Annotated in this window: 8 protein-coding genes and 1 tRNA gene; all 9 read left to right on the forward strand. The window is 62.9% G+C overall.

Annotated elements, in window-relative coordinates; genetic code table 11:
- Window positions 1-144: EF-Tu C-terminal domain-related protein (locus AC1VAN_RS04835; protein WP_478049209.1), on the forward strand; the 144-nt coding region annotated here is incomplete at its 5' end.
- 101 nt (window positions 145-245) lie between these two features.
- A tRNA-Trp gene (locus AC1VAN_RS04840) sits at window positions 246-321 on the forward strand.
- Between the two features lie 48 nt (window positions 322-369).
- Window positions 370-783, forward strand: a complete 414-nt coding sequence (gene secE / locus AC1VAN_RS04845) for a preprotein translocase subunit SecE (protein ID WP_025879351.1) — start codon at window positions 370-372, stop codon at window positions 781-783.
- Window positions 784-793: 10 nt separating this feature from the next.
- Window positions 794-1,354 (forward strand): transcription termination/antitermination protein NusG, encoded by a 561-nt coding sequence (nusG, locus tag AC1VAN_RS04850; RefSeq protein ID WP_025879350.1) that lies wholly within the window; start codon window positions 794-796, stop codon window positions 1,352-1,354.
- Between the two features lie 196 nt (window positions 1,355-1,550).
- Window positions 1,551-1,979 (forward strand): 50S ribosomal protein L11, encoded by a 429-nt coding sequence (gene rplK, locus AC1VAN_RS04855; protein ID WP_004145248.1) that lies wholly within the window; start codon window positions 1,551-1,553, stop codon window positions 1,977-1,979.
- 4 nt (window positions 1,980-1,983) lie between these two features.
- A complete protein-coding gene (gene rplA, locus AC1VAN_RS04860) occupies window positions 1,984-2,682 on the forward strand; it encodes a 50S ribosomal protein L1 (RefSeq protein WP_025879349.1) in 699 nt (232 codons plus the stop codon).
- Window positions 2,683-3,070: 388 nt separating this feature from the next.
- A complete protein-coding gene (gene rplJ, locus AC1VAN_RS04865) occupies window positions 3,071-3,607 on the forward strand; it encodes a 50S ribosomal protein L10 (RefSeq protein ID WP_033830430.1) in 537 nt (178 codons plus the stop codon).
- A 63-nt stretch (window positions 3,608-3,670) separates the two neighbouring features.
- The gene (gene rplL, locus AC1VAN_RS04870; RefSeq protein ID WP_025879347.1) at window positions 3,671-4,036 is read left to right on the forward strand and encodes a 50S ribosomal protein L7/L12; all 366 of its coding nucleotides are present in this window, start codon (window positions 3,671-3,673) and stop codon (window positions 4,034-4,036) included.
- 326 nt (window positions 4,037-4,362) lie between these two features.
- Window positions 4,363-8,514 (forward strand): DNA-directed RNA polymerase subunit beta (gene rpoB, locus AC1VAN_RS04875; protein ID WP_480985364.1); only part of this gene is annotated, 4,152 nt, incomplete at its 3' end.

The raw sequence follows: 8,514 nt of genomic DNA on the forward strand, positions 1-8,514 counted from the left end.
GTCGAGATGGTGATGCCGGGCGACAACGTGAAGATGGTTGTCACCCTGATCAATCCGGTCGCCATGGACGCCGGCCTGCGCTTCGCCATCCGTGAAGGTGGCCGTACCGTCGGTGCTGGCGTGGTTGCCAACATCCTCGAGTAAGCCTGCATGCCGGCGGTCGCATAGCGCTGCCGGTCTGGCGAGTGGCGGGCCGGGAACCTCGGTCCGCCTTCGCCGTCTAAGGGAAGGCAAGTTTTCTACGTACGCCAGTAGCTCAATTGGCAGAGCAGCGGTCTCCAAAACCGCAGGTTGGGGGTTCGAGTCCCTCCTGGCGTGCCATCTGCCCACCTTACCGAGCGGCCCTGCCGCTAAAGCAGACACAGCCTGATGAATAGCAAGATCGAACATTCCAAGGACACCTCCGCGCAAGGCGGGGATATCGTCAAGTACGTCCTCGCATCGTTGCTGGTGCTGGCAGGTCTGTTCGTCTGGTTCTGGTTCTCCGCCGACTCCGGTCGCGCTGCCCAGCTGGGCGCGTGGGCGGGTCAGCTGCGTGCGTTGGCGGTCGTGGTCGGCCTGGTTGGCGGTATCGGCGTGTTCATGCTGACCGGCAAGGGGCGCGACACCCGCGAATTCCTCTCCGAGTCGCGCTTTGAACTGCGTAAAGTGGTCTGGCCGACCCGCCAGGAAGCCATTCGCATGACCTGGGTGGTGATTGTCGTCGTCCTGATTCTCAGCTTGCTGCTGGGCGGGTTCGACTTCTTCATCCAGAAACTGACTCAGTGGTTCCTGAGCCGCTAAGGAGAAATGCATGAAGCGTTGGTACGTCGTTCACGCCTATTCGGGCTTCGAGAAGTCGGTGGCGCAGGCTCTGCGCGATCGCATCGTCCGTGACGGCATGGAAGAGCGCTTCGGCGACGTCCTGGTTCCGACCGAGGAAGTGATCGAAATGCGCGCCGGCCAGAAGCGCCGTTCCGAGCGCAAGTTCTTCCCGGGTTACGTGCTGGTCCAGATCGAGACCCACGAAGAAGCCGGTATTCCGCGCATCGACAACGAAAGCTGGCATCTGGTCAAGGAAACCCCGCGCGTCATGGGCTTCATCGGCGGAACCGCCGATCGTCCGCTGCCGATCGCCGACTCCGAGGCCGAGGCGATCCTGAACCGTGTCCAGGAAGGCGTCGAGAAGCCGCGTCCGAAGGTGCTGTTCGAGCCGGGCCAGATGGTCCGCGTCACCGAGGGTCCGTTCAACGACTTCAATGGTGTCGTCGAAGAGGTCAATTACGAGAAGAGCCGTCTGCGCGTCTCGGTGTTGATCTTCGGTCGCGCCACCCCGGTCGAACTTGAGTTCGGTCAGGTCGAAAAGGCCGTCTGATCTGCATTCATATGTCGCTTCAGGCATGTGAAGAAAAAACCTGATATGCTGCGCGGCTCCCGTTGGGAAGCTGGCGGGACGAGGCCACCGAAAGGTGGCCTTCGGCATGATTTCAAAACGCGATGCCGGGACGCGTGATTCCCGGTCCGATGGGGAGCCTGTTGTCGCAAGGCGCTAGCACCCGGAGAGTACTCACATGGCAAAGAAAGTTGTCGGTTATATCAAGCTGCAGGTGAAGGCCGGTCAGGCCAACCCCTCGCCGCCGGTCGGTCCTGCGCTGGGTCAGCGCGGCCTGAACATCATGGAATTCTGCAAGGCCTTCAATGCCGCCACGCAGAAGCTCGAGCCGGGTCTGCCGGTTCCGGTGATCATCACGGCCTATTCGGACCGTACGTTCACCTTCATCACCAAGAGCACTCCGGCCACCACCCTGCTGAAGAAGGCCGCTGGCATCTCGTCGGGCTCCAAGCGCCCGAACACCGAGAAGGTCGGCAAGGTCACCCGTAAGCAGCTGGAAGAGATCGCCAAGGCGAAGGAACCGGATCTGACTGCCGCCGACCTGGACGCCGCCGTGCGTACCATCGCTGGCTCTGCCCGTTCCATGGGCCTCGTGGTGGAGGGTTAAGAAGATGGCACAGACCAAGCGTGAGAAGGCCATCAAGGCCGCTATCGTTCCGGGCAAGGCATACGCCTTCGAGGACGCAATCAACATCCTGAAGACCGCCACCAAGGCCAAGTTCGTCGAGTCGATCGACGTTGCTGTGCGCCTGGGCGTCGACGCGAAGAAGTCCGACCAGCAGGTCCGTGGCTCCACCGTGCTGCCGGCTGGTACCGGCAAGTCGGTCCGCGTCGCTGTCTTCGCTCCGGCCGGTGCCAAGGCTGATGAAGCCCTGGCCGCTGGCGCCGAAGCCGTCGGTATGGACGACCTGGCCGAGAAGATGCAGGCCGGCGATCTGAACTACGACGTCGTGATCGCGACCCCGGACGCAATGCGCGTTGTCGGTAAGCTGGGTACCGTGCTGGGCCCGCGCGGCCTGATGCCGAACCCGAAGGTCGGCACCGTCTCCCCGAACCCGGGTGAGGCTGTGAAGAATGCCAAGTCGGGTCAGGTGCGTTACCGCACCGACAAGGCCGGCATCATCCACTGCACCATCGGCAAGGCCGACTTCGCCGAAGACGCGCTGAAGTCGAACCTGACCGCGCTGCTGCTGGACCTGATCAAGGCCAAGCCGGCCACCTCGAAGGGCACCTACCTGCAGAAGGTTTCGGTCAGCTCGACGATGGGCCCGGGCGTCACCGTCGACCAGTCGTCGCTGAGCCTGAAGTAATCGTTTCAAGCGGTCGCGGGTCCCTCGGGTCCCGCGACCGTGACATTTGAAGGCATCGCCGGCAACACATCGCCGGTGGTAGCCGTCAAAGACCGCAGGTGCGGTCGTGGCATGCCGGCGACGGGCACGGAAGCTCGATTTGGCAGGGAGTCGCCGCCGGAGCAGTCACGAACGCTTAATCGATTCCCAGGAATCACCCTGCGTAGATGGTGCCCTTCTGGAGTTTTTCTGGTTCACGCACGTCTGGGGTTACCCAGGTTGGCCCACTCCAGGTCTAGAACGGCCCACCCCCCGGAACATCATTCCGATGTTCCCGGCGTCCAGGACGGATGCCGCACAGGACCGCACACGGCAGGAGCCGTAAGCGGAGTTCAATTGGAGGAGTGCAATGGCTCTCAATCTGTCCCAGAAGCAAGAAGTAGTCGCGGAGCTGGCAGAAATTGCTGGTAAGGCACACTCCTTGATCGCAGCCGAATACGCTGGCACCACGGTCGCTCAGATGACCGCGATGCGTAAGCAGGCGCGTGAAACCGGCGTTTTCTTGAAAGTTGTCAAGAACACCCTGGCTTCGCGTGCCGTTGAAGGCACCGAGTTCGCATGTGCGCAGGACAAGCTGGTTGGTCCGCTGCTGTATGCGTTCTCGCTTGAGGAGCCCGGCGCTGCCGGTCGCCTGATCAAGGATGCCGCCAAGGGCAACGACAAGCTGCAGGCCAAGGTCGTCGCCATCGGTGGCGAAGTGTTCCCGGCAAGCCATGTCGACGTGTTGGCCTCGCTGCCGACCCGTGACCAGGCCCTGGCAATGCTGGCCCGCGTCCTGACCGAGCCGGTCACGATGTTCGCCCGCGCCATCAAGGCAATCGGCGACAAGCAGAATGGTGGCGACGTCGCCGCCGACGCTGCTGAACCGGCCGCCGAGACCGCCTGAGTTTCGACTAATCGTGGTTCCTGACGGAACCTCAATCCAGAAAAACATCCAAAGGTAATTATCATGTCCCTTACCAACGAACAGATCGTCGACGCCATCGCCGAGAAGTCCCTGATGGAAGTGATGGAGCTGGTCAAGGCCATCGAAGAGAAGTTCGGCGTCTCCGCCGCTGCTCCGGTCGCCGCTGCTGTGGCTGGCCCGGCTGCCGTCGTTGAAGAGCAGACCGAATTCGTCGTCACCCTGAAGACCGCTGGCGACAAGAAGGTCGAAGTCATCAAGGCCGTCCGCGCCATCACCGGCCTGGGCCTGAAGGAAGCGAAGGACCTGGCCGAAGCCGGCGGCGTCCTGAAGGACAACGCTTCGAAGGACGAAGCCGAGAAGATGAAGAAGGACCTGGAAGCTGCTGGCGCGACTGTCGAAGTCAAGTAAGCACTTCCATTGCGTCGCCATCGAAATCCGGCGATGCAGCCAAGGCTGGGGGCGTAAGCCCCCGGCCTTTGGTCGTTGTTGTAGGCCCGGCCAATCGTGGCGCGGTTCTACGGAAATACGGTGAAAAAGCCCAACACGGGCTGCGGTCAAACCCTGGCCGGCCAGCGCAACGCGCGGCGGCGGGGGAGTGGATGCAGACGAGTTGGCAGTTGGAAGTAGCGGGAGAAGGCGTGCTGGTGCCGGCAATACCAGCGACTTCCAACTGACAATTTCAAGTTCCCTTCGGGTCGTGGGCGCACGACTCGCACAACAAGGTGGAAGACCTCATGACGTCCTATTCGTTCACCGAAAAAAAGCGTATCCGCAAGGATTTCGGCAAGCAGCGTTCGATTCTCGAAGTGCCGTTCCTGCTCGCCATCCAGGTGGATTCCTACCGTGAATTCCTGCAGGAGAACGTCGATCCGGCCAAGCGCACGGACCACGGCCTGCACGCTGCACTGAAGTCGGTCTTCCCGATCGCCAGCTACAGCGGCAATGCTGCCCTGGAATACGTCGGCTACAAGCTGGGCGATCCGGTCTTCGACGAGCGTGAGTGCCGTCAGCGTGGCATGAGCTACGGTGCGCCGCTGCGCGTGACCGTGCGCCTGGTGATCTACGACCGCGAGTCGTCGACCAAGGCCATCAAGTACGTGAAGGAGCAGGAGGTCTACCTCGGCGAAATCCCGCTGATGACCGACAACGGCACCTTCATCGTCAACGGCACCGAGCGTGTCATCGTSTCGCAGCTGCACCGYTCGCCKGGCGTGTTCTTCGAMCACGACMRKGGCAARACSCAYWSCTCSGGCAAGCTGCTSTWCRSCGCSCGCATCATTCCYTAYCGCGGYTCCTGGCTSGACWTCGAGTTCGACSCSAAGGACGCGCTGTTCACCCGTATCGACCGTCGCCGCAAGCTGCCGGTGTCGATCCTGCTGCGTGCGCTTGGCTACAGCAACGAAGAGATGCTGGCCGAGTTCTTCGAGATCAACACCTTCCACATCAACCCGGATGAAGGCGTCCAGCTGGAGCTGGTGCCCGAGCGCCTGCGCGGCGAAACCCTGGGCTTCGACCTCGCCGACGGCGACAAGGTCATCGTGGAAGCCGGCAAGCGCATCACCGCGCGCCACATCAAGCAGCTGGAAGCCTCGGGCATCGCCGCCCTGGCCGTGCCGGACGACTACATCGTCGGCCGCATCCTGTCGCACGACGTGGTCGATGCCTCCACCGGCGAACTGCTGGCCCAGGCCAACGACGAAATCACCGACGAACAGCTGCAGGCCTTCCGCAAGGCCGGCGTCGATGCGGTGGGCACCCTGTGGGTGAACGACCTGGATCGTGGCCCGTACCTGTCCAACACCCTGCGCATCGATCCGACCAAGACCCAGCTGGAAGCCCTGGTCGAGATCTACCGCATGATGCGTCCGGGCGAGCCGCCGACCAAGGATGCCGCGCAGAACCTGTTCCACAACCTGTTCTTCACCTTCGAGCGCTACGACCTGTCCGCAGTCGGCCGCATGAAGTTCAACCGTCGCGTGGGCCGCAAGGAAACCACCGGCGAAGCCGTGCTGTACGACCGCAAGTACTACGGCGAGCGCAACGACGAAGAGTCCAAGCGCCTGGTTGCCGCACACGGCGACAGCTCGGACATCCTGGACGTGATCAAGGTCCTGACCGAGATCCGCAACGGTCGCGGCGTGGTCGATGACATCGATCACCTGGGCAACCGTCGCGTGCGTTCGGTCGGTGAAATGGCCGAGAACGTGTTCCGCGTGGGCCTGGTCCGCGTCGAGCGCGCGGTCAAGGAACGCCTGTCGATGGCGGAGTCGGAAGGCCTGACCCCGCAGGAGCTGATCAACGCCAAGCCGGTGGCTGCGGCGATCAAGGAATTCTTCGGCTCCTCGCAGCTGTCGCAGTTCATGGATCAGAACAACCCGCTGTCGGAAGTCACGCACAAGCGTCGCGTCTCGGCCCTGGGCCCGGGCGGCCTGACCCGTGAGCGCGCCGGCTTCGAAGTGCGCGACGTGCACCCGACCCATTACGGCCGCGTCTGCACCATCGAAACGCCGGAAGGCCCGAACATCGGCCTGATCAACTCGCTGGCCGTGTACGCCCGCACCAACCAGTACGGTTTCCTCGAGACCCCGTACCGCAAGGTCGTGGACGGCAAGGTCTTCGACGAAGTCGAGTTCCTGTCGGCCATCGAAGAAAACGAGTACGTCATCGCCCAGGCCAACGCCCTGACCGATGCCAACAGCGTGCTGACCGAGCAGTTCGTCCCCTGCCGTTACCAGGGCGAATCGCTGCTGAAGCCGCCGGCGGAAGTCCACTTCATGGACGTCTCGCCGATGCAGACCGTGTCGATCGCGGCCGCGCTGRTTCCGTTCCTSGARCACGAYGACGCSMASCGCGCRCTSATGGGCGCCAACATGCARCGTCAGGCCGTGCCGACCCTGCGTGCGCAGAAGCCGCTGGTCGGTACCGGCATCGAGCGCGCCGTGGCGCGTGACTCGGGCGTGACCGTCAACGCCCGTCGTGGTGGTGAGATCGTGCAGATCGACGCCGCCCGCATCGTGGTCAAGGTCAATGAAGCCGAGATCACCGACGCGTCCGACGCCGGCGTGGACATCTACAACCTGATCAAGTACACCCGCTCCAACCAGAACACCTGCATCAACCAGCGTCCGCTGGTGGAAGTGGGCAACGTGGTGGCGCGTGGCGACGTGCTGGCCGATGGTCCGTCCACCGACATCGGTGAACTGGCCCTGGGYCAGAACATGCTGATCGCSTTCATGCCGTGGAACGGCTACAACTTCGAAGACTCCATCCTGCTCTCCGAGCGCGTGGTGGAAGAGGATCGCTACACCACGATCCACATCGAAGAGCTGACCTGCGTTGCGCGTGACACCAAGCTGGGGCCGGAGGAAATCTCGGCCGACATCCCGAACGTTTCCGAGCAGGCGCTGAACCGCCTGGACGAAAGCGGCGTGGTGTACATCGGTGCCGAAGTCCGCGCCGGCGACATCATGGTCGGCAAGGTCACCCCGAAGGGCGAAAGCCAGCTGACCCCGGAAGAGAAGCTGCTGCGCGCGATCTTCGGCGAGAAGGCTTCGGACGTGAAGGACAGCTCGCTGCGCGTGCCCCCGGGCATGGACGGCACCGTCATCGACGTGCAGGTCTTCACCCGCGATGGCATCGAGAAGGACAAGCGCGCCCGTCAGATCGAAGAATCTGAAATCAAGCGCGTCAAGAAGGACTTCGACGACCAGTTCCGCATCCTGGAAGCAGCCATCTATGCCCGTCTGCGTTCGCAGATCGTCGGCAAGGTGGTCAACGGTGGCGCCGGCCTGAAGAAGGGCGACGTCATCTCCGACGCCTACCTGGATGGCCTGAAGAAGGCCGACTGGTTCGTGCTGCRCATGAAGGACGAGGACGCCGCCGAAGCCATCGAACGCGCACAGAAGCAGATCCAGGCGCACGAGAAGGAATTCGAGCGTCGCTTCGCCGACAAGCGCGGCAAGATCACCGCTGGCGACGACCTCGCCCCGGGCGTGCTGAAGATGGTCAAGGTGTTCCTGGCAGTGAAGCGCCGCATCCAGCCGGGCGACAAGATGGCAGGCCGCCACGGCAACAAGGGTGTGGTGTCCAACGTGGTGCCGGTCGAGGACATGCCGTACATGGCCTCGGGCGAAACCGTGGACATCGTGCTGAACCCGCTGGGCGTGCCGTCGCGTATGAACATCGGGCAGATCCTGGAAGTGCACCTGGGCTGGGCAGCCAAGGGTCTGGGTCGCAAGATCCAGGCAATGCTGGAAGCCCAGGCCGCGGTCGCCGACCTGCGCAAGTTCCTGGACGACATCTACAACCACGATGACACCAACGTGGCCAACCGTGTCGACCTGTCGCAGTTCAGCGACGAGGAACTGCTGCGCCTGGCCCGCAACCTGTTCGACGGCGTGCCGATGGCAACGCCGGTGTTCGACGGTGCCACCGAAGCGGAAATCAAGCGCATGCTGGAACTGGCCGACCTGCCGAGCAGTGGCCAGACCCAGCTGTATGACGGCCGCACCGGTGAAGCCTTCGATCGCCACACCACCGTTGGCTACATGCACTACCTGAAGCTGMACCACCTGGTCGACGACAAGATGCACGCCCGTTCGACCGGCCCGTACTCGCTCGTCACCCAGCAGCCGCTGGGCGGCAAGGCGCAGTTCGGCGGCCAGCGCTTCGGTGAAATGGAAGTCTGGGCGCTGGAAGCCTACGGCGCGGCCTACACCCTGCARGAAATGCTGACGGTGAAGTCCGATGACGTGCAGGGCCGCAACCAGATGTACAAGAACATCGTCGACGGTGAGCACGAGATGGTCGCGGGCATGCCGGAATCCTTCAACGTCCTGGTGAAGGAAATCCGCTCGCTGGCCATCAACATGGAACTGGAAGACAAC

It is taken from the genome of Stenotrophomonas sp. 05L44_2, assembly GCF_056665995.1.